Annotated in this window: 20 protein-coding genes, 1 tRNA gene and 3 pseudogenes; 13 read left to right on the forward strand and 11 right to left on the reverse strand. The window is 69.9% G+C overall.

The features are described 5' to 3' along the window. Position 1 precedes the first annotated feature (1 nt). The 12 genes and pseudogenes from ACOKM3_RS09845 (at position 2) to ACOKM3_RS09900 (ending at position 11838) form a co-directional block, all read left to right on the forward strand. Complete coding sequence (locus tag ACOKM3_RS09845) at positions 2 to 937, forward strand: ABC transporter permease (RefSeq protein ID WP_426898984.1); 936 nt, start codon at positions 2 to 4, stop codon at positions 935 to 937. Positions 938 to 940: 3 nt separating this feature from the next. After that, a complete protein-coding gene (locus ACOKM3_RS09850) occupies positions 941 to 1846 on the forward strand; it encodes an ABC transporter permease (RefSeq protein ID WP_426898986.1) in 906 nt (301 codons plus the stop codon). Further along, positions 1843 to 2667, forward strand: coding sequence for an ABC transporter ATP-binding protein (locus ACOKM3_RS09855; RefSeq protein ID WP_426898988.1), 825 nt, complete (start codon positions 1843 to 1845; stop codon positions 2665 to 2667). The genes ACOKM3_RS09850 and ACOKM3_RS09855 overlap by 4 nt, the downstream gene beginning before the upstream one ends. 55 nt (positions 2668 to 2722) lie before the next feature. Then, positions 2723 to 3574, forward strand: coding sequence for an ABC transporter ATP-binding protein (locus tag ACOKM3_RS09860; protein WP_426898990.1), 852 nt, complete (start codon positions 2723 to 2725; stop codon positions 3572 to 3574). A gap of 34 nt (positions 3575 to 3608) precedes the next feature. Beyond that, on the forward strand, positions 3609 to 4781 hold the full coding sequence (locus ACOKM3_RS09865; protein ID WP_426898992.1) for a sialidase family protein: 1173 nt from the start codon (positions 3609 to 3611) through the stop codon (positions 4779 to 4781). 161 nt (positions 4782 to 4942) lie between these two features. Continuing rightward, positions 4943 to 5902 (forward strand): annotated as a pseudogene (gene ltnD, locus ACOKM3_RS09870) (L-threonate dehydrogenase); the annotation flags it as partial. A gap of 1 nt (position 5903) precedes the next feature. Continuing rightward, positions 5904 to 7187 (forward strand): 3-oxo-tetronate kinase, encoded by a 1284-nt coding sequence (otnK, locus tag ACOKM3_RS09875; protein ID WP_426898994.1) that lies wholly within the window; start codon positions 5904 to 5906, stop codon positions 7185 to 7187. Next, positions 7184 to 7846, forward strand: a complete 663-nt coding sequence (locus tag ACOKM3_RS09880; protein WP_426898995.1) for a class II aldolase/adducin family protein — start codon at positions 7184 to 7186, stop codon at positions 7844 to 7846. The genes otnK and ACOKM3_RS09880 overlap by 4 nt, the downstream gene beginning before the upstream one ends. 51 nt (positions 7847 to 7897) lie before the next feature. After that, complete coding sequence (locus ACOKM3_RS09885; protein ID WP_426898997.1) at positions 7898 to 9205, forward strand: MFS transporter; 1308 nt, start codon at positions 7898 to 7900, stop codon at positions 9203 to 9205. Positions 9206 to 9234: 29 nt separating this feature from the next. Further along, a complete protein-coding gene (gene otnI / locus ACOKM3_RS09890) occupies positions 9235 to 10032 on the forward strand; it encodes a 2-oxo-tetronate isomerase (protein WP_426898999.1) in 798 nt (265 codons plus the stop codon). Further along, the gene (gene denD, locus ACOKM3_RS09895) at positions 10029 to 11063 is read left to right on the forward strand and encodes a D-erythronate dehydrogenase (protein WP_426899001.1); all 1035 of its coding nucleotides are present in this window, start codon (positions 10029 to 10031) and stop codon (positions 11061 to 11063) included. Before otnI ends, denD begins: the two co-directional genes overlap by 4 nt. Positions 11064 to 11067: 4 nt before the next feature. Beyond that, positions 11068 to 11838, forward strand: coding sequence for a FadR/GntR family transcriptional regulator (locus ACOKM3_RS09900; protein ID WP_426899003.1), 771 nt, complete (start codon positions 11068 to 11070; stop codon positions 11836 to 11838). 9 nt (positions 11839 to 11847) lie between these two features. Here ACOKM3_RS09900 and ACOKM3_RS09905 read toward each other — a convergent pair whose 3' ends face one another. The 8 genes and pseudogenes from ACOKM3_RS09905 to ACOKM3_RS09940 all read right to left on the reverse strand — a co-directional run. Beyond that, a complete protein-coding gene (locus ACOKM3_RS09905; RefSeq protein ID WP_426899005.1) occupies positions 11848 to 12357 on the reverse strand; it encodes a hypothetical protein in 510 nt (169 codons plus the stop codon). Then, on the reverse strand, positions 12344 to 13369 hold the full coding sequence (locus ACOKM3_RS09910) for an ADP-ribosylglycohydrolase family protein (protein WP_426906750.1): 1026 nt from the start codon (positions 13367 to 13369) through the stop codon (positions 12344 to 12346). The genes ACOKM3_RS09905 and ACOKM3_RS09910 overlap by 14 nt, the downstream gene beginning before the upstream one ends. Before the next feature lie 69 nt (positions 13370 to 13438). Next, positions 13439 to 13852: pseudogene (locus ACOKM3_RS09915) on the reverse strand (DUF6508 domain-containing protein); the annotation flags it as partial. Positions 13853 to 13868: 16 nt separating this feature from the next. Beyond that, on the reverse strand, positions 13869 to 14933 hold the full coding sequence (locus ACOKM3_RS09920) for a hypothetical protein (RefSeq protein WP_426899007.1): 1065 nt from the start codon (positions 14931 to 14933) through the stop codon (positions 13869 to 13871). Next, positions 14930 to 17167 (reverse strand): putative T7SS-secreted protein, encoded by a 2238-nt coding sequence (locus ACOKM3_RS09925; RefSeq protein WP_426899008.1) that lies wholly within the window; start codon positions 17165 to 17167, stop codon positions 14930 to 14932. Before ACOKM3_RS09925 ends, ACOKM3_RS09920 begins: the two co-directional genes overlap by 4 nt. Then, positions 17167 to 17748 (reverse strand): hypothetical protein, encoded by a 582-nt coding sequence (locus ACOKM3_RS09930; RefSeq protein WP_426899010.1) that lies wholly within the window; start codon positions 17746 to 17748, stop codon positions 17167 to 17169. Before ACOKM3_RS09930 ends, ACOKM3_RS09925 begins: the two co-directional genes overlap by 1 nt. Beyond that, the gene (locus ACOKM3_RS09935; RefSeq protein ID WP_426899012.1) at positions 17745 to 18236 is read right to left on the reverse strand and encodes a hypothetical protein; all 492 of its coding nucleotides are present in this window, start codon (positions 18234 to 18236) and stop codon (positions 17745 to 17747) included. The genes ACOKM3_RS09930 and ACOKM3_RS09935 overlap by 4 nt, the downstream gene beginning before the upstream one ends. A gap of 105 nt (positions 18237 to 18341) precedes the next feature. Next, positions 18342 to 18475, reverse strand: a pseudogene (locus tag ACOKM3_RS09940) (TetR family transcriptional regulator); the annotation flags it as partial. A gap of 124 nt (positions 18476 to 18599) precedes the next feature. Between ACOKM3_RS09940 and ACOKM3_RS09945 the strand changes: the two are divergent. Then, positions 18600 to 19046, forward strand: coding sequence for an anthrone oxygenase family protein (locus tag ACOKM3_RS09945; protein WP_426899014.1), 447 nt, complete (start codon positions 18600 to 18602; stop codon positions 19044 to 19046). A 111-nt stretch (positions 19047 to 19157) separates the two neighbouring features. On the opposite strand, the gene ACOKM3_RS09950 is transcribed toward ACOKM3_RS09945, so the two are convergent. The 3 genes from ACOKM3_RS09950 to ACOKM3_RS09960 all read right to left on the reverse strand — a co-directional run bounded on the left by ACOKM3_RS09950 (position 19158) and on the right by ACOKM3_RS09960 (position 23111). Then, positions 19158 to 19242: transfer RNA gene (locus ACOKM3_RS09950), tRNA-Leu, on the reverse strand. Positions 19243 to 19351: 109 nt separating this feature from the next. Beyond that, a complete protein-coding gene (locus tag ACOKM3_RS09955; protein WP_426899016.1) occupies positions 19352 to 21964 on the reverse strand; it encodes an ABC transporter permease/substrate binding protein in 2613 nt (870 codons plus the stop codon). After that, positions 21957 to 23111 (reverse strand): quaternary amine ABC transporter ATP-binding protein, encoded by a 1155-nt coding sequence (locus ACOKM3_RS09960; protein WP_426899018.1) that lies wholly within the window; start codon positions 23109 to 23111, stop codon positions 21957 to 21959. The genes ACOKM3_RS09955 and ACOKM3_RS09960 overlap by 8 nt, the downstream gene beginning before the upstream one ends. Positions 23112 to 23134 lie beyond the last annotated feature (23 nt).

Below are 23134 nucleotides of genomic sequence, written 5' to 3' on the forward strand. Positions count from 1 at the left end.
CATGGCCACGGCCACGTACCTCGCACGACGTCTCGGCCAGAGCGTCCTGACCGTCTTCCTCACCCTGACCGTCGTGTTCCTGCTGATCCGGATGGCACCGGGCGACCCGGCGTCCGCATACGCGGGTCCGACGGCATCGACCTCCGAACTGGCCCGCATCCGCGCCCAGTTCGGCCTCGACAGACCACTTTTCGCGCAGTACGGCATCTACCTGCGCGACCTGGTGACGGGGAACTTCGGCACCAGCTACTCGTTCCACGCCCCGGCCTTCGACGTGGTCATGGACCGGCTGCCGTACACCCTCACGCTCGCGGTCTCGGCGATCGCCGTGACCGTCGTCGTGGCGGTGCCGCTCGGCGTGTGGATGGCCCATCACGCGGACAGCGCCCGCGAGTTGGGCGCCAACATCTTCACGATCGCCGGCCAGTCCATGCCCGACTTCTGGACCGGCGTCATGCTCCTCACCGTCTTCGCGGTCCTCTTCCCCGTCCTGCCGGCCTCGGGCTTCACCTCCTGGGGCGGCCTCGTCCTGCCCACGATCACGGTCGCGGTCCTCCAACTCGCCCTGGTCTCCCGGCTCGTACGCCGCGAGATGTCCACCGCGCTCGCCTCCTCGTACGTGACCGTGGCCCGCTCGCGCGGTGTCAGCGAGCGGGCCCTGACCTGGCGCTACGCCCTCGCCAACTCGGCGGTGCCGCTGGTCACCGCCGTCGGCACCCGGTTCGCGGCGCTACTGAACGGTGTCGTGGTCGTCGAGGTCGTCTTCGGCTGGCCGGGCGTCGGCTCGCTCGTCGTCCGCGCCCTCGACACCCGCGACTACCCCCTGATCCAGGCAACGGTCCTGGTCACGGCCGCACTCGCGCTGCTGGTCCAACTCCTCGTCGACCTCTGCTACCCGTTGCTCGATCCGCGGGTACGACTCGGAAAGGCGGCCTGAGCCATGTCCGCCACACTCTCCCCCGCACCCAGCGCCGTCACCGCCCGCGACCTCAGGCGGGCCACAGCGACCCGCCAGCGGCGCAGCGCCCGCTTCAAGCTCTGGGTGGGCGCGGTGTGCGCGGCCCTGGTCGTGCTGCCCGTCGCGCTCGCCCGCGCACTCCCCTTGCCGGACGCCAACGCGCAGAACCTGGCGGCCCGCAGACTCCCACCCCTCACCGAGGGCCACCTGTTCGGCACGGACCAGCTGGGCCGCGATCTGCTCGCCCGGATCCTGCTGGGTGGCCAGGTGTCACTGACGGTCGGCGTGCTGGCCGTGATCGTGTCCGGCCTGATCGGCATCGCGGCGGGTTCGGCCGCCGGCTACTTCGGCGGCTGGGTCGACACGGTCGTCTCCCGCCTCCTGGAGGCCCAACTCGCCCTGCCCCTCCTGATGATGCTCCTGCTGGTCGTCGCCCTGTTCGGCCCGTCGATCCCCGTCATCACGGCGGTGATCGCGGTGGCGCAGTGGCCGGAGGTGGCACGCCTGACCCGTTCCCTCGTCCTCGTGGAGCGCGAGAAACCGTACGTGGCCGCCGCCCGCCTCTTGGGCCTGCGCGGCTGGTCGGTCCTCGGCCGCCACGTGATCCCGAACATCGTGCGCCCGGCGGCCCTGGTGATCCTGCTGCTCCTGGCCCAGGCGGTCCTCCTGGAGAGCTCGCTCAGCTTCCTCGGCGCCGGCCCCCAGCGCCCGTTCGCGACATGGGGCCGCATCATCTCCGACGGCCAGGCCTACCTCACCACGTCGTGGTGGCTCGTGACACTGCCCGGCCTGGTCATCGCGCTGCTGGTGGTCGGCGTCAACCTCGTCGGCGACGGCCTGCGCGACCGAGTCCCGGCGCTCAAGTCGACGAAGGGAGCCCAGACATGACACTCGATCAGAAACCACTCCTGGACGTGACGGACCTCCGGATCGAACTGGTCACGGGCCGCGGCATCGTACGCGCGGTGGACGGCGTGAGCTTCACGGTCCACGAGGGCGAGACGGTCACGCTCATCGGCGAGTCCGGCTCCGGCAAGTCGACGACGGCGATGGGCGTGCTGCGCCTGCTCCCCGAGGGCCTCGCCGTCCTCTCCGGCAGCGCACGGATCGCCGGCGAGGACGTGATCGCCGACCCCGACGCTGCCCGCCGCGCCCGCGGCCGCACCGTCTCCCTGATCCCCCAGGACCCGATGACGGCGCTCAGCCCGGTGCACACCATCGGCCGCCAACTCGGCGACGCCCTCCGCCTGCGCCACCCCGGCATCGGCCGCGCGGAGATCCGCGACCGGGGCACGGCCCTGATGGAACGGGTCCGCATCAGCGATCCCGCACGCCGCTGGAAGGCCTACCCGCAGGAATTCTCCGGCGGCATGCTGCAACGCGTCCTGATCGCCATCGCCCTCGCGGCCGAACCACGCCTCCTGGTGGCCGACGAGCCCACCTCAGCCCTGGACGCCACGGTCCAGGCCGAGGTACTCGACCTCCTCATGGCCCTCCAGGAGACGGACGGCGTCGGCCTGTTGATGATCACCCACGACCTGGGCGTGGCCCGCCTGGTCTCGGACCGCATCCACGTGATGCGCGATGGCCACTTCGTCGAATCCGGCGAGGCAGAACAAATCGTCGACTCCCCGACGGAGGACTACACGCGCTCTCTGCTGGCGGCGGTGCCACGGCTGGGCGCATTTGTAAGCCCCTGCGGCGATTGAGCAGCGGGGTCCGGGGCAGAGCCCCGCGACCGCAACCCCGGCAAGGAGCCAGCCCATGACCACTCCCGTTCCCCTCCTCCACGTAGAGGACCTCGTCGTCACCTACCCCACCCCCGGCGGAGCCACAACCGCGGTCGACCGGGTCACCTTCACGATCCCGCGCGGCAGCGCCCTCGCCCTGGTAGGCGAATCCGGCAGCGGTAAATCCACCATCGCCCACGCGGTGGTCCGCCTCCTGAAACCCACCGCGGGCCGCATCGTCTTCGACGGCACCGACCTCGCCACCCTCCCCGAACGCCGCCTCCGCCCCTTGCGCCCCCGCTTCCAGATGATCTTCCAGGACCCGTACGGCTCACTGGACCCCCACCTCACCGCCCAGGAGATCGTGGCGGAACCCCTCCGCCTCTCCGGCCCGCTCGCCGGCACCCGCGACAGAACGGCCCGCACGCGCCGCGCGGCCGAACTCCTGGACCGCGTGGGCCTGCCCGCCTCGGCCCGCGACCGCCGCCCCTCCGAGTTCTCCGGCGGCCAGCGCCAACGCATCGGTATCGCCCGCGCCCTCGCCTCCTCACCCGACCTGCTGGTGTGCGACGAGGCGACGTCCGCGCTCGACGTCTCCGTCCAGGCCCGCGTCCTGGAGCTGCTGCGCGAACTCCAGGCCGAGACCGGCATCACGTACCTCGTCATCGCCCACAACCTGGGCCTCGTACGCGAGATCAGCACCGACGTCGTGGTGCTGCGCTCGGGCCGGGTCGTCGAACAGGGCCCCACCGCCGACGTGTTGGCCTCGCCCACGGAGCCGTACACCCGCGACCTGCGCCGCGCCGCCCTCGACCCCGCGGCGATCCGCGGCCGCAAGCCCCGCGAACTGCTGCACGCGCGCGGCCGGGCGCACACCCCGGCGTGACACACCACCCCACTGGAGACACACCATGCCGCCCATGACACCCACCACTCCCACATCCCCGACCACCGGGACACCCACCCTGCCCGGCCACACCCGCACCGACCGCGCCCTGCCCACACCCACCGTGCAGAGCCACGCCGCCAACCTGACCGTGCTGCCCGACGGCGAACTCGGCTGCGTGTGGTTCGGCGGCACGCAGGAAGGCATGGCCGACATCTGCGTCTGGTTCTCCCGGCTCCCCGCCGGGGCCGCCGAGTGGTCCGAGCCGCAGCGCCTCTCCGACGACCCCGGCCGCTCCGAGCAGAACCCGATCCTGACCGTCCTGCCGAACGGCGAGTGGTGGCTGCTGCACACCGCCCAGCAGGGTGGCCGCCAGGACACCGCACAGGTACGACTGCGCATCAGCCGTGACCGGGGCGGGAGTTGGGAAGCCCCGCGCACACTGCTCAGTGCCGAGTCCGGCGGAGTATTCGTGCGACAGCCCCCGGTGGTGCTGCCGTCCGGCCGGATCCTGCTGCCGGTGTTCCGCTGCACGACACCCGAGGGCGTGGCGTGGACCGGCGAGCACGACACCAGCGCCGTGATGGTGTCCGACGACGACGGCACGACGTGGCACGAGCACACCGTCCCGGCGTCGACCGGCCTGGTGCACATGAACGTCCACGCCCTGCCGGACGGCTCCCTGCTCGCCCTCTACCGCAGCCGTCGCGCCGACCACGTCCACCGCTCGGTCTCGTACGACGAGGGCACCACCTGGACGGAACCCGAACCCCTCGACGTCCCCAACAACAACTCCTCCGTCCAGTACGTGCCGCTCGCGGACGGCCGCCTCGCGCTCGTCTACAACCACAGCAGCGCGGCCGACGCCACCGACCGCCGTGTTTCCCTGTACGACGAGATCGACGAGTCGGGAGACCTGGCGACGCAGGCCGGGACAGCCGGCGACGAGACTGTCGGGACCGCCTTCTGGGGCGCCCCGCGCGCCCCGCTGAGCCTCGCCCTCTCCTCCGACGGCGGCCGCACCTGGCAGCGCGCCGCGGACCTGGTCACGGGCGACGGCCACTGCATGACCAACAACTCCCGTGACGGCCTGAACCGCGAGCTGTCCTACCCGTCCGTGGCCCAGTCCGCCGACGGCGCGCTGCACATCGCGTACACCCACCACCGCAAGGGGATCCGCCACATCCAGCTCACCCCGCACGCCTGACCGCCGGGAGCAGCACCCCTGCCCGCCCCCGCACCCCGCCGGTGTGACCGGCATCACCCTGTACTCCGCGTTGACGTCAGGTCATCATATGACCTGCGTTCGACGGCCCCACGGGCCTCGACCCACGGCCCTCGGCCCACGGCGAGAGACAGGGACAGACACCCATGCACGACCAGGATCACCCGGCCCCGACCGCCCCCACGACCCGTGTCGGCGTCGTCGGCCTCGGGGCCATGGGGCTCGGCATGGCGCGCAGCCTGCGCGCCGCCGGGTTCCACGTGGCGGTCCACGACCTGCGCGCCGACGTGGCCGCCGACTTCGCGCGCGAGGGCGGCGCCGCGTACGACACGGCCGGTGACCTGGCGGCCGACGTCGACGTGCTCGTCGGTGTCGTGGTCAACTCGGCGCAGGTCGAGTCGGTCCTCTTCGGCGACGGCGGAGCCGCCCACCGGCTGCGCTCCGGCTCCGTCTACGTCATGTGCTCCACCGTCGACCCGGCCTTCTCCGCCCAACTGGAGGGCAGGCTCGGCGAGTTGGGCGTCCACTTCCTCGACGCCCCGATCTCCGGCGGCGCCGCGCGCGCCGCGACCGGCGAGCTGACGATGATGACCTCCGGCTCCCCGGAGGCGTACGCGCTCGCCGATCCCGTGCTGGACGCGATGAGCGCCACGGTCTACCGGCTCGGTGACACCGCGGGCCTCGGTTCCAAGGTCAAGATCGTGAACCAGCTGCTCGCGGGCGTGCACATCGCCGCCGCCGCGGAGGCCATGGCCCTCGGCATCAAGGCGGGCGTGCCGGCCGAGTCGCTGTACGAGGTGATCACCCACAGCGCGGGCAACTCGTGGATGTTCGAGAACCGCATGGCCCATGTGCTGGCCGGTGACTACACACCGCTCTCCGCCGTCGACATCTTCGTCAAGGACCTCGGCCTCGTCCTCGACTCCGCGCGGCCTCAGAAGTTCCCGCTGCCGCTGTCCGCGACCGCCCACCAGATGTTCCTTCAGGCCTCCGCGTCCGGCCTCGGCGGCGAGGACGACAGTGCGGTCATCAAGATCTTCCCGGGCATCGAACTGCCGCAACCGGGCATCGAACTGCCCCACACCCAGGACCAGGAGGCCTGACGTGCCCATCCGACTCGGCTGCATCGCCGACGACTTCACCGGCGCCACCGACCTCGCCAACAACCTCGTGCGCGCGGGCATGCGCGTCGTCCAGCTGATCGACGTACCGGCTCCGGACGCGGTGACTCCGCGGGACGCCGACGCGGTCGTCATCGCGCTCAAGTCACGGACCGTCCCGGCGGCCGAGGCCGTCGACGCCTCGCTGCGCGCCCTGGAGTGGTTGCGCTCCGCGGGCGCCGAGCAGATCTACTTCAAGTACTGCTCCACCTTCGACTCGACGCCGGCCGGCAACATCGGCCCGGTCACCGAGGCCCTGATGGACGCGCTCGGCACCGACTTCACCGTCGCGACGCCCGCCTTCCCCGACAACGGCCGCACCGTCTTCAAGGGACACCTCTTCGTCGGTGATGTGCTGCTCGGCGAGAGCGGCATGCGCCACCACCCGCTCACCCCGATGACCGACTCCAACCTGGTGTCCGTGCTTGCCGCGCAGACCGAGCGCCCGGTCGGACTCATCGACCACAAGGCGGTCGCGGCGGGCCCCGAAGCCATCACGGCGCGCATCGAGGAACTCCGCAAGGACGGCATCGGCGCCGCGATCGTCGACGCCGTGTCCAACGACGACCTCGTACGTCTGGGTGCCGCGGTCGCCGGTCTGCCGCTGGTCACCGCCGGTTCGGGCCTCGCCATCGGGCTGCCCGCGAACTGGGGCATCGAGCCGTCCCCGCAGGCGGCCCAACTCCCCGCCGCCTCGGGCTACTCGGCCGTCATCGCGGGGTCGGTGTCCGCCGCCACGAACGGCCAGGTGCGCGCCTTCCTCGACACCGGCCGGCCGGCCTTCAGCGTGGATCCGCTGCGGATCGCGGCAGGTGAGGACGTGGCCGCCGAGGCGCTCGCCTTCGCCGACGCCCACCTGTCGTCCGAAGGCCCGGTTCTCATCTACTCGACCGAGTCCCCCGACGCCGTACGCGATGTGCAGGGGCGGCTCGGGGCCGCAGAGGCCGGGGAGTTGGTGGAGCGGACGCTCGCGCGCGTCGCCCAGGGGCTCGTCGAACGCGGTGTCCGGCAGCTCGTCGTCGCGGGCGGCGAGACCTCCGGCGCCGTCGTCCAGGCCCTCGGCCTGACCGCCCTGCGCATCGGCCCGCAGATCGATCCCGGTGTGCCGTGGTGCGCAGCACACCTCGCCGACTCTGACACCCTCCACATCACCCTCAAGTCGGGCAACTTCGGCGGCCCGGACTTCTTCACCGCATCCTTCTCCCGCCTGAACGAGGTCACGGCATGACCCCCGACACCGCACGCGCCGAGATCGTCCGCGTCGGCACCAGCCTCTTCTCCCGCGGCTACGTCCACGCCAGCGCCGGCAACATCAGCGCCAAGCTCGACGACGGCCTCGGCCACGTCATCACCCCGACCGACGCCGCCCTCGGCTTCCTCTCCCCCGAGCGGCTCGCGCTCGTCGACGGCGAGGGTGTACAGGTGGCGGGCGACCGCGCCAGCAAGACCCTCACCCTGCACCGCCGGATCTACGAGGCCGACCCCACGGCCCGCTTCGTGATCCATACCCACTCGACACACCTGGTCGCGCTCACCCTCGCCGGTGTGTGGCACCAGGACGATGTGCTGCCGCCCATCACCCCGTACTACGTGATGAAGGTGGGTCACGTCCCGCACATCCCGTACCACCGGCCCGGCGACCCGAGTGTCGCCGATCTGGTGACCGAGCGGATCAACTCCCGTGCCGCACAAGGCACTCCGATCCGCGCGGTCCTGCTCGACCGCCTCGGCCCCGTCGTCTGGGGCCCGGACGCCGCCTCCGCGCTCGCCGTCCTCGAAGAGCTCGAGGAGACCGCCCGCCTCTGGCTGACGACCGACCGCAAGCCCGCACCGCTCCCCGAAGACGCCATCGCCGAACTGAGAGACACGTTCGGCGCGGCCTGGTAGTCCCCCTCCCCGCTCGCTCCCCCACCTGAGCCGCACAAGGAAGTGCCCCTCATGTCCACGACCGTCCCCACGGCCGACACACCTGAACTGGCGCGTGAGAACGCGGTGTTCCGCAAGGTGATCCGCCGCATCGTCCCCTTCCTGATCCTCTGCTACGTGGTCTCCTACCTGGACCGCGTGAACGTGGGCTTCGCCAAGCTGCAGATGTCCTCGGACCTCGGCTTCAGCGAGGCGGCCTACGGCCTCGGAGCCGGTCTGTTCTTCATCGGCTACTTCTTCTTCGAGGTCCCCTCGAACCTGCTGATGCAGAAGGTCGGCGCCCGCACCTGGATCGCCCGCATCATGATCAGCTGGGGTCTGGTGTCCGCGGCGTTCGCCTTCGTCAACAGCGAGGCGACGTTCTACGTACTCCGCTTCCTGCTCGGCGCCGCCGAGGCCGGCTTCTACCCCGGCGTGATCCTCTACTGCACGTACTGGTTCCCGTCCCAGCGCCGGGCCCGCGTCATCGCGATGTTCATGTCGGCGATCCCCGTCGCCGGCATCTTCGGCAACCCGCTCTCCGGCTGGATCATGGACGCCTTCGACGACAAGGCGGGCTGGAGCGGCTGGCAGTGGCTGTTCGTCGTGGAGGCGATCCCCGCCCTCGTCATCGGCCTGATCTGCCTCTTCTGGCTCGACAACAGCGTGCGCGACGCCAAGTGGCTGAGCGACGACGAGAAGTCGGTCATCGAGCGGGCCCTCGCCGCCGACGCCACCCACCAGACCGTGCACGGCCGCGCCCTCGACGCCTTCCGCAACGGCAAGGTGTGGCTGATGTGCCTCATCTACTTCTGCTTCGTGATGGGCCAGTACGCGCTGACGTTCTGGATGCCGACGTTCGTGGAGTCCACCGGGGTCAAGGGCGGCCTCGCGATCGGCGCCCTGAGCGCGGTGCCGTACCTGGCCGCGCTGATCGCCATGAATCTCTTCGGGTTCTCCGCCGACAAGCGCCGCGAGCGCCGCTGGCACCTGGTGATCCCGTCCCTGATGGGCGCCGTCGGCTTCTCGATGGCGGCGAGCTTCACGGGTTCGACCCCGCTGGCCCTCATCGCCCTGTCGATCGCGGCGGCCGGCGTCCTGACCTGTGCCCCGCTGTTCTGGTCGCTGCCGACCGCGTTCCTCGGCGGCACGGCGGCCGCGGCGGGCCTCGCGGCGATCAACTCGGTCGGCAACCTCGCAGGATTCGTCAGCCCGTACATGATCGGCGCACTGAAGGACGCGACCGGTTCCACGGCGATCCCGATGTACGTTCTGGCGCTGTCGCTCGTCATCGGTGCGGCGGCCGTCCTGACGACGAAGAAGAACATCGTCAACCGCTGACGCACACCCCTCTCTCCATAGGAGTCACCATGCCGAGGTTCGCGGCGAACCTTTCCATGCTGTATCCCGAGTACGACTTCCTGGACCGCTTCGCCGCGGCCTCGGCGGACGGCTTCGAGGCCGTCGAGTACCTCTTCCCGTACGCGTACGGGACCGGGGAGCTCCGCGCCCGCCTCGACGAACACGGCCTGCGCCAGGTCCTGTTCAACGCCCCGCCCGGCGACTGGGACGGCGGCGAGCGCGGCATCGCGGCGCTGCCGGGCCGCGAGTCGGAGGTCCGCGAGGGCATCGACAAGGCCCTGCACTACGCGGCCGCGCTCGGCAGCCCGCGCGTGCACATGATGGCGGGCCTCGTGCCCGAAGGTGTCTCGCGCGCCGAGTGCCGGGACACGTACCTGAGCAACCTGGCGTACGCGGCCGAACAGGCGGCGCCTGCCGGGGTGGACATCCTGATCGAGCCGATCAACACCCGCGACATGCCGGGCTACTTCCTGAACCACCAGGCGGACGCCCACGCGGTCGTACAGGAGATCGGCGCGGCCAACCTGAAGGTCCAACTCGACCTGTACCACTGCCAGATCGTCGAGGGCGACCTCACCGCCACCCTCCGCCGCGACCTGCCGACCGGCCGCGTGGGCCACCTGCAGATCGCGGGCGTCCCCGACCGCCACGAACCGGACGCGGGCGAGCTGAACCTCCGTCATTTGATGTCCTGCGTCGACGAGTTGGACTTCGACGGCTGGATCGGCTGCGAGTACATCCCCAAGGCCGGCACGAGCGAGGGTCTCGGCTGGCTGAAGAACATCCAAGGAGAGCAGCACGCATGAGGATCGTCATCACGGGCGGCTTCGGCTTCCTGGGCCGCCAGGTCGCCGAGGCCCTGCTGGAGCGGCGCATGTTCGACGGCCTGCCCATCGACCGCCTCACCCTCGCGGACAAGTTCGTCCCGGACGAGTCGCCGCTGACGGCGGACCCGCTGGTAGATGTGGTGCGGGGCGACCTCACGGACCGGCTCGCGGAGTTGTTCGCTCAGCCGGTCGACGTGGTCATCCACCTAGCGGCGGCGGTGTCGGCGGAGTGCGAGGCGGACTTCGACCTCGGCATGACCGCCAACCTGGACACGACCCGCGCCCTCCTCCAGGCGGCCCGCGCCCAGTCGGAGGCGGGCGGCCCGGCCGTACGCCTCGTCCTGGCCAGCAGCGTGGCGGTCTACGGCTCGGACGCGGCGCTCCCGCTCCCGCCCGTGGTGGACGAATCCACGCTGCCCACGCCGCAGTCCAGCTACGGCGTGCAGAAGCGGATCTGCGAGCAGCTGGTCGCCGAGTACACGCGCCGCGGATACGTGGACGGCCGCGTGACGCGCCTGATGACGGTGTCGGTGCGCCCCGGCAAGCCGAACGCGGCGGCCTCCGGGTTCCTGTCCGGCGTGGTCCGCGAACCCCTCGCGGGGCTCCCGGCGACGTGCCCGGTGAGCCCGGACACCCAAGTGGCCCTGGCCTCCCCGCGCCGCACGGTGGAGGGCATTCTGCGCGTGGCGCAAGCCGAACGCGGCGTGCAGGAGGGTCAGTTGACCGGCAACATCCCGGTGAACCTCCCCGCCCTCACGGTCACGGTCGCCGACATCCTCCACACACTCCGCGAGGTGGCAGGCGACGCGGTCGCCGACCTGGTGACGCTGACCCCGGACCCGTCCGTGGAGTCGATCGTCGGCTCCTGGCCTGCCTCCTTCGACAACACCCGCGCGGCAGCGCTCGGCCTCTCTCCCGACCCGGACTTCGCGTCGGTGATCCGCCAGTACGCCGCCGACCACCCGGACGCGGTCACGGCCGAGGTGTCCGCGGCCACGTCGATAGACTGACGCCATGTTCAACAAGGTGGACGGGCCCGTGCGGCTCGCCGATCGCGTCGCCGCGATGCTCACCGAGGAGATCGAATCGGGGCGGCTCACCGCGGGCGACAAGCTGCCGACCGAGGTCGAGCTCGTCAAGCAGCTCGGCGTCAGCCGCACGGTGATCCGCGAGGCGGTCTCCCGCCTTCGCAACGCGGGACTGGTGGAACCCCGCCAGGGCAGGGGCGTCTTCGTGCTGCCCCGCCGCACCCGTCCCCTGGACCTGGAAGGCGACACCGAGTCGCCGGGCACGCTGGCGAAGGTCCTCCAGATCGTCGAGGTCCGCCGCGCGATGGAGGCCGAGGCCGCCCATCTCGCGGCGACCCGCGCGCGCCCCGCCGACATCGTGCGGATGCGCGCGGCGCTGGCCGCGATCGACACGGCGGTCGCGGCGGGCGGCGACGGCACGGACGAGGACCTCGCCTTCCACCGCTCCATCGCCGAATCGACGGGCAACCCGGTCCTGGTCTCGACGGTCCACTACCTCGGCGAGGTCTCCCGCGGCGGCATCCGCGTCACCCGCGCCAACGAGGCCCGCCGCGACGACTTCTTCGAGGCGGTCCGCCACGAACACCAGGCGATCCTCACGGCCATCGAATCCGCCGACCCCAAGGCCGCCCGCACGGCGGCCCGCCGCCACATGAAACACGCCGCCACCCGCCTCCAGAAGGCGGACCCGGAATTCTGGGACGAGGCGGAGGCCCTGGACGTCGACGTGGACCTCGACCTGGACGCGGGGGCCTGAGCCCGCCCGTCACTCTCCCCCTGGGTCGCGTAGGCGCACGTCCATACCGAGACGCCGTGCGTTCCCCCTACGCGCGACGGCGACCAGACCTTCCCCGGCCGCGATCCTTGCCACGGTGCCAGGCGCCGCCCCGCGGTAGTCACGCACGTTCAGCAGCACGGCGTGGGCGACGGGGGCATGCTCACCCTTGACCGCCACGACGCGCGGGCGGTGACAGATGCGTGTGGCCAGGGAGAAGTCCCCATCTCGCAGCTCGACCGCCAAGCGTGCCAGCAGGCGCTCCAGGTGCCGCTCCCACCGCGCGGGCTTCCGACTCCACTCGAGCGCCAATCGCCGCGGCCCGAGGAAGCGGGCGAGCGGATCCGTGGCCCGCGCCGCGTCCTCGGGCACGCCGTCACCGCAGAACAGAGCCGCGTTCCAGGCCAGCCGCAGGACGGATTCGACGGGAATGACGATCCACTGCGCCGCGAACCACGCCAGCAGCCCGACGCGCGAGCGGGGCTGGTCAGGCCCCCTCATCCCACGCTCCGCCCAGCGCGAGCAGCTCCTTGCTGTGTTCCACCTGGGAGATCCACTCCGGGGGCCAGGCCGCGATCCCGTGGTGGGCGCCCGCGAAGGCGCCGGTGAGCGCGGCGATGGAGTCGGAGTCGCCGGAGGTGCACGCGGCGCGGCGCACCGCCGCGACCGGGTCGTCGGGGAAGAGCATGAAGCACAACAGGCCGGTGGCCAGGGCCTCTTCGGCGATCCAGGCCGCGCCCGTAGCCAGGCACGGGTCGGCCTCCGGGTCGACACCGCCGGGCGCGGTGGCGGCGGCAAGGCGTTCGAGGACGCTGATGCACTCCTGCCAGCCCCCGTCGACGTAGGCCGCCCCCTGGGGTGCGAGGTCACCGAGCCACTGGCCCCAGCCGGGCGGCGGCGAGAGCACCGAGGCGCGCGCGTAGGCGAGCAGCAGCTCGGGCAGGAGCGCGGGCGCCGTGCCGTGGGCGAGCAGCCGGATCGCGTACGCGGTCAGGTCGCTGGCGGCGAGGGCGGTGGGGTGGCCGTGCGTGAGGGCGCTCTGCAACTGGGCGATCAGCGCGCGGTGGTGGGGCGTGAGGCCGGGCACCAGTGCGACGGGGGCGACACGCATGTTGGCGCCGCAGCCCTTGGAGTTCGGGAGCGTGGCCTGAGCCCATGGCGTGCCCTTGCGCAGGGCGCGGCACGCGGTCATGCAGGTGTTGCCGGGGGCGATGCCCGGGTGGTCGAGCCAGGCACCGAACCGCTCGATGAGCGCGCCGGTCACGCGCTGGGGCTGGGTGAGCCCACTGTCCCCCTGCACCTGGCGCAGGGCACGCGCCACCGCGAGCGTCATCTCGGTGTCGTCCGTGACGAGAGCGACGCCGTCGTGCCGCACCGGCAGCCGCATCTCCCGCCAGGGCCCGAACTCGGCCTCGATCCGCGTGACGGACGAGAGGAACTCGGTGGGCTGCCCCATGGCGTCACCGATCGCGGAACCGATGAGGGCGCCGGTGGCGGGACGCTTGTTGGGGATGCTCACGACGGTGTGTTCCTTCCGGTGGGACGTGCTGGGTGTGCTGGACGTGCTTCGGTGCCAGGTCACCAGCGCCTGCACGGCGACGGCGAACGAACCGTCCTCCAGGGCGCGGGCGATGCAGCCGTCCCCGAAGCGTTCACCTCGTACGACGCTGGTGAGCAGGCGGACGGCGTCGGCCGCGCCGATGGTGCCGTCGCCACCGGGCCGTGGTGGTTCTTGGTCCATCCACTTGTAGGCGGGCGTGACGGCACCGACCTCGTACAGCAGCTCGGTCACGCGCTGGACGAGGGGCGGGTACTCGGGGAAGGGCACGTGCCGTACGCCGTCGTCCCTCGCGCCGGGAGACGTCCACGGGACATCCCGAATCTCACGCAACGGACCGACACCGCGCTCCAGCTCCACCCACTGCGCGCCCTTGGTCAGGTCGAGCTGGTCGAGCAGCGCGGCATCGTGGGCCGGCACGTCGCCAGGCTGATTCATCCTCGTCGTCCCTTCATCAGCCGAAAGCGTTCACGCCGATGTCCCGGACCGGGAGCGTGACACCGAGGCGGTAGCCGCGGTTCATGCGCACCCAGCTCGACGGGGCGGCATGCCGGGTCAGCTCCTCGACCGTCGCCCTGCCGATCCCTGGCCAGTCCTTGGGGGCGTAGTCCTCGCGCGTGGCGATCTCCAGCAGGTGAGGGTACTTACCGTCTCCGGCGTTCTGCAGCCACAGCGGTCTGCCCTCCGCGGTGAGGGGATAACACACCTCGGCGCCGCGCAGGACCTCCAGGAATTTCGCGGCCGTCGTTCTTGCCACGCGCAGCCGCTGGTATTCGAGCTCGACGTCGTTGACCGACGGGTCGAATCCCATTCCCTTGGCCGTCACCTTCCACTTGGGATTCGCCTCGAACTCCGACATCGACCCGTCGGGACGGATGCGCCACAGTCCGATGTATCCGCTGACCGGGATCTTCCTGCGGTCGTAGAGCGGAAAATGCTGGTCCACCGCGAACCAGAGACGTTCTCCCTCTGCCGGCTTGGCTTGGTCGGCGGTTCGCCGCATCTGATGGGTGACGCGCGCGACGAATCCCTTGCCTCGTTCGTACTCGGGGAAGTGCCGTGAGAACAAGTAGCGTTGGTCCGGTTCGTCGATGCTTGGCGTGACGATCTTCTCCGGCAGCTCGTCCAGGCTCTGTGCCTCGCCCCACTCGCCCGGCAGTACGGCGCCCGGGTACGGCCAGGCTCCGTTGCGCTTGGCCTGGGCCTCGGCCAGGAACTCGGTGGGGCTCAGCCCCCGCTCGTGGGCCGCTCGATGTTGCCGGAGCCAGAAGGCATAGGACTTGTTGCTCGCTACATCGCCTTGCTCCTTGTTCATGTGGAGGCCTACGGCGCCCTCCTCATCGGATGCCCACAGGCAGCCGAAAACCCCGATGGGGTTGGCCAGCAGCACATACTTGACCGGGCCGTCGCACCGCCCCCGGTATTCCGGCGGGCTGTACACGAGCCGCGGGCTGAGGTTCTCCGACTGGGGCCCTGCCAAGGGGATTTCCTCACGGCCCCCAGGGGTGTTCTCACTCACTTGGCTACTATTTCTCCGTAGATGTGGTACTTACCGTCCACGTTCGCGACCTCTGACACCTGGAACTTCTGACCCCGGTCGAGGAGCAATTCTCGCTCACCCCGGTTCTGGCTGATCTCGTCGACCCACATTCCATGCGTTCCCTCGGGGGCGCGGAGGTGCAGCACGGATTCGGTGTGCGTGAACCGCGTCGGACCCAAGGACGTGGACAGATAGCCGTCGTCCGTGAGCGTCTTGCCAGTCAGTGCCTGGGGGTCCTTCACATCGAATTCCTTGAGCCAGTGGTCCAGATCGGTCGCCCTGTGAACCACCAGGTCCTCAGGGAGGGTGCTCTTGGACATGGCGGAGTCGATGTTGTCGATCCAGCCTTCGACCTGCGGGCTCGCCAGGCCCCCGTCCCCTCGCAGCAGTCCGTTGATGTCGCCGAAACGGTGGCTGGTGTAGGCGTGCAGCGCGTCACGCTCTCCCGCGGGCAACGAGCGCACGGTGTCACCCAACTCGGAATTCCCGTACCGCACCGCGGAGTCCGCGTCGAAGTCCCGGGCGCCTGTGAGGGCTTCGTGCTCATCGCCCCGGGCCGCGGAGGTGTCACCGTCCGGGGTCTCATCCGGAGGGGCGCCAGGGGACTGCTCCGGGGAGCCGTCCGAGGGTTGGTCCGGGGTGTCTTGCGGGGAGCGGTCGAGGTCGCCGCCGGGTCCCTGCCCCTCCCCCGCGCCGTTGTCACTCTTGTCCCAGTCACCCCTGTCCGGGGCGTCCGGGGCAGGACCGTCCTGTCCGCCGCCATGGCCGTCGGGATCGCCCAGCGCGTCGTCGGGCGCATCAGGAGCAGGAGACTCGGACGGGCTGTGTTCGGGCACCTCGGCAGACCCGCCGGCGTGGTCGTCGGCGGGAGTGTGAGGCAGGACGTCATCAGCCTTGCCGGCATCGTCGAAGGGGCTGTTCGCACCATCCGCCACCGCCGGATTCTCCGGCGCCCGGTCGACGGTCCATCCCTCCGGCAGCTCCGACGCCCCGCCCGACGCGTTCCCGCCGTGCTTCGCCGCCGACTCGCCCGCGCCTCCGGCAAGGTCCTCCGAGGCGTGCCGCCCCGCACCTCCGGCGAAGTCCTCCGCCGCATGCCGCCCCGCGCCCCGAACCGCCGCCTCCGTGGCCTCCTCGGCTCCGTCTCGCGCCACCGCGGTCAAGCCACGCCGCGCCGCCGACGCCCCTGTCGCCGCGCCGCCCGTGGCGACGTCGGTCGCGGCGTCGAAGAGGAACGTACCCGTCGCCTCCACCGGGTCCTTGGACCAGCCTGAGCCGGCCAGGCCCTTCACCAGGTCGACGGGATGGTTGGTGCTCTTGACCAGGCCCGCGGTCAGCCCACTCACGTTGGAGAGGTACTGCATCGGGTGCGTCAGGTTGTACGGCGTGATCGGCTGCACCGTGTTGATCAGCCGTACGGTGTCCGAGCCGCCCTTGATGAAGCCGCCCAGCAGGTGCTCGGTGCTGACGATGCCGGACTTCGTGTAGTCCCCGACCGCGGACAGGAGTTGGGTCCCCACTCCCGGTGCGTCGGGGGCGCCCTTGGACGCCTCGACGACCTTGGACTTCGCGGCGGCGGCCGCCGAAGTGCGCTGGCTCCGCGCCTCGTTGAGGATCTCTTGGGCCTCCTGCCTGCCCGCCGCCCCGGGATCGTCGAAGGCGCCGGGGTCCTTGGGCGCGGGCCCCTGTTCGGCGCCGAACGACCCGGCCACCTTGTAGTCCCACACCGCCTGCTGCTCGCGCTCGTACGCGGCCCGCGCGTGCTCGGAGCGCTGCTCGGCGGCGCGCCAGGTCCGGACGGCCACGGCCGCCTGCCCCCGCGCCCACTCGACGGTGTCGGCGTACGCGTGCAGTGCGGTCGCGGCGTCGTGGCAGGCGTCGGCGGCGGTCAGCCACCGCTTGGGGTGTGCGTCGAACTTCTCGCGGAACGCGTCGCCCGCCGCACCGCTCCACTCCCCGGTGGCGATCTTCCGCAGCGCCTGCCCGGTCGACTCGAAGGCCTTCGCGAACTCGGCCAGATGGTCGGCGGCCTCGCGCAGATCGCCGGGCGAACCGTGGACGAGCTCGCCCGGCTCGACCGTCTCGTCGAGCTCGCGCTCGGACACGTCCATGCCCAGCTTGTCGCCGGCCCACTCGAGGCCGTCCTTCGTGCCCTCGACGACCGTGTCCTTCACGGCCCCGACCTTGCCGGAGACCCAGTCGGTGACGCCCATCAGTTGTCACCGCCGCGGCCCGCACCGTAGGCGGATTCGAGCAGGTCGATGCTCGCGCCCCTGACGCCACTGGTGACGGAGTCCTTCATGGCGCTCGACCACTGCCGACGCATGTCGTCGGTGGCCGAATGGAGCGCGTCCGACGACGCGTCGGGCCGGACCGTCTCCTGGATGCCGTCCCCGATCTCGCCCCACGACATCTTGCTCGCCTGGTCGCCGGTGACCGTCGGGGCCCCGTACTGCGCCATGACGGCGTCCTTGACGACGCCCTCCCCGTACTCCTCCATGTCGTGGTACGTGCCGGCGGACAGATCCAGCTTGTCGGCGACCTCGTTGCCCTCCTGTACGAGTTCACGCACACCCCAGGCCCACCGCTCGCCGAACACGGTCAGCGCCGAGGCCAGGCCCGCGTCCCCGACCTGCAGCTTGCTGAGCGAGACGTTCTCGAAGCCGCGCCCCACGGCGCCGTCCCCGACCGCGTGCAGCCCGCCGAGCGACTGCAGCTCGTCGATGACCTGATTGATGCCCTTGGCCGCCTGCTTGAGCAGGTCGGGGTCGACCCCGTAACCGCCGCCGCTCATGCCGTCGCCCCCTGCGCGAGGGTGTCGACGGCGATCGCGTCCGGGACGATGCCGGACGTGGGCGGCAGCAGCATCGGATACGCGCCGGCCACATCCACCGCAATGCCCGCCGGCTCCCTCACCTCGCGTACGAGGTCGGACAGGACGTCGTCCAGAAGGCGGAAGCCGAGCACGGTCACGAAGCTGATCCGGCCGTGCTGCGCGGCGAGATCCGCGTCACGCTGCGCGCCCTTGGCATGCACGAACCGCTCCAACTCGCCCTGCGAGGTGAAGGCGTACAGCCATCGCGTCCCGCGCATCGACCCGTTCCACAGCGACCGCGGCCCGGCCATCGGCACGATGACCGCCGCCTCACGGAACGCGGCGAGCAACGCGTCCGGGTCCCCGCGCTCCGCGTAGAAGTCCCGTATCTCGGCCGCCAATTCGGCCCGCCCGGCGTCACCCGCGGCTATCTGGGACTCGCCGTCCCCCTGTCTCACGTGCATCATGCGTTGCTTACTCCCCGTGCGCGGCACAGTGATCATGTAATCACGAACGCGTGTACGTGCCACACAAGAGGTTCCGGTTCGCAGTGTCATGACGCCAGGTCAGGCACCGTCCCCCGCGACTTCGTCGAGGCACTCCAACAGCGCGGCGAAGGCGCCCTTCAACGGCTCGGGAGTGTCCTCCCGCCCGTACGCCGGGCCGCCGTCGAGCCGGAACAGGGGCCGTAGACCGACGGATGACGTCGGAAGCGGCCTGCAGGGCGACGGCGCCGACAATCCGGAGGCTAGCGGCGCTAGACAAACGAGCGACAGTAGAGCTAGCGTTGCACCATCATCTAGCAGCGCTAGATCCCAGGAGGGGTCATCATGCTCAACGCACTCGAGGCCTTCACCACCGTGGTCGTCGGCGTCATGGTGGGGGTGGAGTTCTCCGTCCCCTTCTTCAGCAACCCGATCCTCAACGCGCTCCCCGGCGACAGCAATCTGCTCGCCCGCACGCACGGGGCCCGGCTGGGCGGCGCGGTGATGCCGTTCTGGTACATCACCTCGCTCGCCCTCGTCGGCGTCCGGGCCGTCGCCGGATGGGACGAGCAGGGCACCGCCCTCGTCATCGCCTCCGGCGCGCTGCTGATCCTGAGCGTGCTCATGTCGGTCCTGCTGCTCGTCCCGATCAACAACCGGGTCAAGACCTGGACGGCCGACAACCGGCCGGCCGACTGGAAGGAGCAGTTGCGACGCTGGGACCGCTGGCACTACGCCCGCGTCGCCGTCATCGTGGCCGCCTTCGCCTGCCTGGCGACCGCCCTCACCTGAGCCCGTGGTCCGACACCCCGGCCGTCGTCGAACTCCCCGAGTCGAACTCCCCGAAAAGCAAAAGGTCCTGGCCGAGAAGATTCTCGACCAGGACCTTGAGCTTGCTTCGAGTGTCCGAGGGGGGACTTGAACCCCCACGCCCGATAAAGGGCACTAGCACCTCAAGCTAGCGCGTCTGCCATTCCGCCACCCGGACAAGGTGTACGCCGCTCGGGGGCTGGCCCCGTGGCGACGAAGAGAACCTTATCAAGGTTGCGGAGTGGCTTTCACCAGCACCTATGCGGTGCCACCCGGCATCCGGATCGCTACGGCGCCGTCATCCGCTCCTCCACCTCCGGATGCTTCTTCAGCCACGCCGTGACCGCCTCCGCCTGGTGGCCCTGGCCGTGCTTGTTGATCTCGATCTCCAGGGTGCCGAGCTCGTCCTCGGTCATCCTGAAGTTCTTGAACCACTTCGTGAGCTGCGGGTACTGCTTGACGAACGCCTTGCTGGTGACCGTGCGGATGGTGTCGCCCTTGCCGAAGAGGCCCTTGGGGTCCTTCAGCTTGGTCAGGTCGTACTTGCTGTAGGCCCAGTGCGGGGTCCACAGGAGCACCGCGATCGGCTCCTTCTTGGCGTACGCGCGCTTCAGCTCGGCCAGCATCGCCGGCGTCGAGCCGTTGACGACCTTGTACTCCTTGTCGAGGCCGTAGCCCGGCACGACATCCTTCGTGAGGATGTCCATCGTGCCGGTGCCGCCCTCGATACCGACGATCTTGCCGTTGAACTCCTTGGCCCTGCCCTTGAGATCCTCGACCGACTTGATGCCCTTCACGTACGACGGAACGGCGATCTCGAGCGAGGTGGGCCCGTACCAGGAGCCCAGAGTCGCGACCTTGTTCTTGTACTTGTCCCAGTAACTCTTCTGCGTATACGGCAGCCAGGCGTCGAAGTTGACGTCGAGGTCACCGGTGGACAGACCCGTGTAGACCGGGCCGACGTCCATCTGCTTCAGGTTGAGCTTGTAGCCGCGGTTCTCCAGAACGTGCTTCCAGAGGAAGGTGACCGCGATGTCCTCGTCCCAGGGGAACCAGGCGACGTTGACGGGGCGCTTGGCCTCGGCGGGAGTCGACTGCTTCTTGACCGGGGCCAGCTTGTCGACGATGCCCGGGTTCTTCTTCAGCCACGCCTTGACGGCGTCCTGCTGCCTGCCCTTGCCCGACTTGTTGATCTCGGCTTCAAGGCTGGTGAGTTGCTTCTCGCTCAGCTTGAAGTCCTTGACCCACTTGTCGACCTCGGGGAAGTCCTTGCCGAAGCCCTTGCGGGCCAGCGAGTGGATGCCATCACCCTTGCCCCAGGCGCCCTTCGGGTCCTTGAGCTTGGTGAGCTTGTAGTCGTTGTACGCCCAGTGCGGCGACCACAGCGGCACGACGATCGGCTTCTTCTTGGCGTACGCGCGCTTCAGCTCGGCCAGCATCGCCGGCGTCGAGCTGTCGACGATCTTGTACTCCTTGTCGAGGCCGTAGGCCTTGAGTACCTTGCTCTTGAGGAGCGCCGTCTCGCCCGCGCTCGCCTCGATGCCGGTGATCTTGCCGTCGAACTTCGACGCCTGCCCCTTCAGGTCCTCCATGGACTTGATGTCCTTCATGTAGGACGGCACGGCCAGTTCGAGGGAGGTGGGGCCGTACCAGGAACCGAGGTCTTCCAGGTCCTTGCCGTACTTCTTCCAGTACTCGGCGTGCGTGACCGGAAGCCAGGAGTCGGTCTGGAAGTCCACCGTGCCGCCCGCGAGCGAGGTGTAGAGGGGGCCTGCGTCGAACTGCTTGGTCTCGACGTCGAAGCCGCGCTGCTCGAGGATCTCCTTCCACAGGAACGTGGAGGCGACGCCCTCGTCCCACGGGATGTAGCCGATGGAGATCTTCTTGCCCTGGCCCACGTTCGTGGACGAGGCGGCCGACGACGTCGAGGCGTTGTTCTGGCCGAACATGCCCATGCCGCCCGCGACCAGCGCGAGGACGACGACACCGACCACGGCGACCGCCGGGCGGGGGCGGTACGACCAGATCTTCAGGCCCTGCGTCGCCCGCAGCTTGTTGAGCGCGCGGCGGCCCAGCGGGGAGACCTGCTGGCCGAGCGAGCTGGTCATACGGTCCAGGTAGATCGCCAGGATGACGATCGAGACGCCGGACTCGGCGCCCAGGCCGACGTTCAGCTGGCCGATGGCCTCGTTGACCGCGCCACCGAGACCGCCGGTGCCGACCATGCCCGCGATGGCGGCCATCGACAGGCCCAGCATGATGACCTGGTTGACACCCGCCATGATCGTCGGGAGAGCCAGTGGAAGCTGGACACGGAACAAGGTGTTGCGCGGCGTCGTACCGAACGCGTCGGCGGCCTCCACCAGTTCCTTGTCGACCTGCCGGATGCCCAGCTCGGTCATGCGCACGCCCGGCGGCACCGCGAAGATCAGCGTCGCGACGATACCGGCCGGAGCACCCGAGCCGAAGAACAGGATCGCCGGGATCAGGTAGACCATCGCCGGCAGCGTCTGCATCAGGTCCAGGACCGGACGGAACAGATTGCTGACCCGGCTCGAACGCGCCGCCCAGATACCCAGCGGCACACCGATGATGAGCGCGATCAGCGTCGACACGAGGACGAGCGACAGGGTCTCCATCGCCTTGTCCCACAGCTCCAGGTTCTGGATGAACCAGAACCCGATGAACGTGAGAACCGCCCCCAGCGTGCCGCGCAGCCAGAAGGCGATCACGGCGAAGATGCCCGCCAGCAGCAGCGGTTCGGGCGCCTGGAGGAGTTCGGTCAGGCCGTTGTAGACACCGTTGAAGATGCTCTCGAAGAAGCCGAACAGCCAGTCCAGGTGGACGAGCATCCACTGGACGACGTCGTTGACCCAGTCACCGAAGGGAATCCTAGGCACCGGCGATCACCTTCTTCGCCTTCTCCGTCGGCTCGTCCTCGATGAGGTCGGAGGCCGCTCCGCCTGCTTCCACGGTCTTCGTCGGCTCGCCGAGCACGGCCAGCAGCCGCTCGCGCGGCACCACACCGACAAGTTCATCCGCGTCGTTCACGACGGCGACGGGTATCTCGCTCGTCGAGCACGGCGTGAAGAGCTCGAAGATCGGCGTGTCCTCGTGGATCTTCGCCGGGGCATCGGCCATCGCATAGCCCTCCCCCGGCTCGGCCATGATCGCCCGCGCGCTCAGCACACGGGAGCGGTCCACGTCCTGCGTGAAGGAGGCCACGTAATCGTTGGCCGGCGTGACGAGAATGTCCTCGGCCGAACCGATCTGGACGATCCGGCCGTCGCGCATGACCGCGATGTTGTCGCCCAGACGCATGGCCTCGTTGAGGTCGTGCGTGATGAAGACGATCGTCTTCTTAAGCGTCTTCTGCAGCTCAAGCAGCTGATCCTGCATGTCGCGCCGGATCAGCGGGTCGAGCGCGCTGAAGGACTCGTCCATCAGCAGCAGATCGGCATCGGTGGCGAGCGCGCGGGCCAGGCCCACACGCTGCTGCATACCGCCGGACAGCTCGTCGGGGAAGGACTTCTCCCACCCCTCCAGACCCGCCAGCCGCAGCGCCTCGACCGCCCGCTCCTCACGCTCCGCACGCGGAACGCCCTGCACCTCCAGGCCGTAGCCCGCGTTCTCCATCACGGAGCGGTGCGGGAACAGCGCGAAGTGCTGGAACACCATGCTGATCTTGTGGGAGCGCACCTCGCGCAGCTCCTTGGGAGCCAGCGCCGTCAGGTCCTGCCCGTCGAACCGCACGTGCCCCGACGTCGGCTCCAGGAGACCGTTGAGCATCCGCAGCAGTGTCGACTTGCCCGATCCGGACAGGCCCATGACCACGAAGATCTCACCGGACTCGACCGTGAACGACGCGTCGATCACGGCGGCGGTGGTTCCTTCGGCGCGCAGCTCTTCACGGTCTGCACCGCTGCTGAGCTTCTGCACAGCCTCATCGGGTCGTCTGCCGAACACTTTGTACAGGTGCTCGGCCACCAGTCTCGGGGGCACACGGACCTCTATTCTTCTTTGACCTGTGAAAGGTTGAAAAGCCATACACATGGCTCCAGAGGCCGCCT

It is taken from the genome of Streptomyces nidicola, from assembly GCF_050106155.1.
Classification (GTDB): domain Bacteria; phylum Actinomycetota; class Actinomycetes; order Streptomycetales; family Streptomycetaceae; genus Streptomyces.

What these genes read in the sequence shown, in the direction of transcription:
- ACOKM3_RS09845 (WP_426898984.1), top strand. Translation starts at nt 2, where the DNA reads ATGGCCACGGCCACGTACCTCGCACGACGTCTCGGCCAGAGCGTCCTG.
- ACOKM3_RS09850 (WP_426898986.1), top strand. Translation starts at nt 941, where the DNA reads ATGTCCGCCACACTCTCCCCCGCACCCAGCGCCGTCACCGCCCGCGAC.
- ACOKM3_RS09855 (WP_426898988.1), top strand. Translation starts at nt 1,843, where the DNA reads ATGACACTCGATCAGAAACCACTCCTGGACGTGACGGACCTCCGGATC.
- ACOKM3_RS09860 (WP_426898990.1), top strand. Translation starts at nt 2,723, where the DNA reads ATGACCACTCCCGTTCCCCTCCTCCACGTAGAGGACCTCGTCGTCACC.
- ACOKM3_RS09865 (WP_426898992.1), top strand. Translation starts at nt 3,609, where the DNA reads ATGACACCCACCACTCCCACATCCCCGACCACCGGGACACCCACCCTG.
- ACOKM3_RS09880 (WP_426898995.1), top strand. Translation starts at nt 7,184, where the DNA reads ATGACCCCCGACACCGCACGCGCCGAGATCGTCCGCGTCGGCACCAGC.
- ACOKM3_RS09885 (WP_426898997.1), top strand. Translation starts at nt 7,898, where the DNA reads ATGTCCACGACCGTCCCCACGGCCGACACACCTGAACTGGCGCGTGAG.
- otnI (WP_426898999.1), top strand. Translation starts at nt 9,235, where the DNA reads ATGCCGAGGTTCGCGGCGAACCTTTCCATGCTGTATCCCGAGTACGAC.
- denD (WP_426899001.1), top strand. Translation starts at nt 10,029, where the DNA reads ATGAGGATCGTCATCACGGGCGGCTTCGGCTTCCTGGGCCGCCAGGTC.
- ACOKM3_RS09900 (WP_426899003.1), top strand. Translation starts at nt 11,068, where the DNA reads ATGTTCAACAAGGTGGACGGGCCCGTGCGGCTCGCCGATCGCGTCGCC.
- ACOKM3_RS09905 (WP_426899005.1), bottom strand. Translation starts at nt 12,357, where the DNA reads ATGAGGGGGCCTGACCAGCCCCGCTCGCGCGTCGGGCTGCTGGCGTGG.
- ACOKM3_RS09925 (WP_426899008.1), bottom strand. Translation starts at nt 17,167, where the DNA reads ATGGGCGTCACCGACTGGGTCTCCGGCAAGGTCGGGGCCGTGAAGGAC.
- ACOKM3_RS09930 (WP_426899010.1), bottom strand. Translation starts at nt 17,748, where the DNA reads ATGAGCGGCGGCGGTTACGGGGTCGACCCCGACCTGCTCAAGCAGGCG.
- ACOKM3_RS09935 (WP_426899012.1), bottom strand. Translation starts at nt 18,236, where the DNA reads ATGATGCACGTGAGACAGGGGGACGGCGAGTCCCAGATAGCCGCGGGT.
- ACOKM3_RS09945 (WP_426899014.1), top strand. Translation starts at nt 18,600, where the DNA reads ATGCTCAACGCACTCGAGGCCTTCACCACCGTGGTCGTCGGCGTCATG.
- ACOKM3_RS09960 (WP_426899018.1), bottom strand. Translation starts at nt 23,111, where the DNA reads ATGGCTTTTCAACCTTTCACAGGTCAAAGAAGAATAGAGGTCCGTGTG.